1 protein-coding gene and 1 pseudogene are annotated in these 1335 nt (G+C 71.8%); both read left to right on the forward strand.

What is annotated here, in order from left to right; translation table 11 throughout:
- Positions 1-177: 177 nt before the first annotated feature.
- Positions 178-1194 carry a general secretion pathway protein GspE gene (locus HV824_RS35770; RefSeq protein WP_176421567.1) on the forward strand — a complete coding sequence of 339 codons (1017 nt, stop codon included), beginning with the start codon at positions 178-180 and terminating at the stop codon, positions 1192-1194.
- A pseudogene (locus tag HV824_RS37880) lies at positions 1191-1335 on the forward strand (peptide ABC transporter ATP-binding protein); the annotation flags it as partial. The gene HV824_RS35770 and the pseudogene HV824_RS37880, both read left to right, overlap by 4 nt.

A 1335-nucleotide genomic window follows, 5' to 3' on the forward strand; every position in this document is an offset into this window, starting at 1 on the left:
CCCGAGGCTCCCGCCGCCCGTCCCGCGGCCTCCGGCAGCCCCGCGGAGCTGCTTCGCAACGTGGAAGAAGTGCAGCGCAAGGAAGTCGCCGCCCTCAAGGCGATGGTCGAGCTGCTCATCGAGAAGGGTGTGTTCAGCCGCGAGGAGTACCTCGCGAAGGTCAAGCGGTAGTCCTCCATGCGCAAGAAGATTGGTGAGCTGCTCGTCGAGGCCGGCGTCGTGACGGAGGAGCAGGTCCGCGTGGCATTGGGACGTCGGGGTGCATTCGGTGGCCAGCGCCTGGGTGAGGTGCTGGTGGCGCAAGGGCTTTGCACGCCCACGCATATCGCGCAGGCCCTGTCCGCCCAGCACGCGCTGCCCTTCGTGGCGCTGCCGGAGGAGATTCCGGCGAACGTCGTGAGCTTGGTGTCCGTGGACTTCCAGTCCGAGCACCGCATCGTGCCGTTCCGGATGGAAGTGGAAGGCCGCAGCGAGCGCATCCTCGTCGCGGTGGATGACCCGGCGGACGTGACGCTCGTGGACGAGCTGCGCTTCCAGCTCCGCAAGCAGATGCGTGTCTTCGTGGCGGCTTCGGACGACCTGGACGCCGCGCTGGCGCGGGCCCGGGGTGAGCCGCTGGACATCGTGGAAGCAGTGGCCCTGGAGGACGAGGACGGTGCGCCGCCTCCGCCCGTGGCCGCTGGCGCGCCGCTCGAATGGGATTTCCCGGAGGCTCCGAAGCCCGTGTCCAAGCCCGTACCGCCTTCTCCGTCGCCCGCTGCCCGTCCCCCCTCGCCCCGAGGCCCGGCCTCGCCGCCACCGCCGCCGCCGGAAGCCACCGACAGCGAGGCCGGCGTGGACGCGCTGGATGACCTGCTCGGCCGGAAGGCCTCGGCCCCGGTGAGGCCGCCGCCTCCTCCTCCTCCCGACGCGGAGGCGGACGGAGCGGAGGGCCGGCCGCGCGTGCCGGTGGTGGTGTTCGGCGGTGCGGCGCAGGGCTCGCGTCCGTCGGTGCCGCTCACGCCCACGCCTCAGTTCTCCGACGAGGACCTGTCCATCCTGGACGACATCGAGCGCATCTCCCGCGGCGAGGACGCCTCGCTGGACACGGAGAAGGTGAAGCCGGCGCGCATGGTGGCCAGCCTCATCCGCCTGCTCATCCGCAAGGGCGTCATCCAGGAAGGGGAGTTCCTGGAGGAGCTGGCCCAGAAGTGACGGCCGCCGTGACGCCCGCGGGGCAGGAGCTGTTGCTCGACGTCCGCGGGCTGACCACGGAGCTGGCGCTGGAAGCGGGGCCGGTGCGCGCGGTGGACGACGTGTCCTTCGCGCTGCCCCCGGGGGGAACGCTGGGGGTGG

The sequence above is a fragment of the Myxococcus sp. AM009 genome (assembly GCF_013372605.1).
In the GTDB taxonomy this organism is placed as follows: Bacteria; Myxococcota; Myxococcia; order Myxococcales; family Myxococcaceae; genus Myxococcus; species Myxococcus vastator.

Bases quoted from the DNA above. Each gene is read 5' to 3' on its own strand.
- HV824_RS35770 (WP_176421567.1), top strand. From the start codon at position 178: ATGCGCAAGAAGATTGGTGAGCTGCTCGTCGAGGCCGGCGTCGTGACG.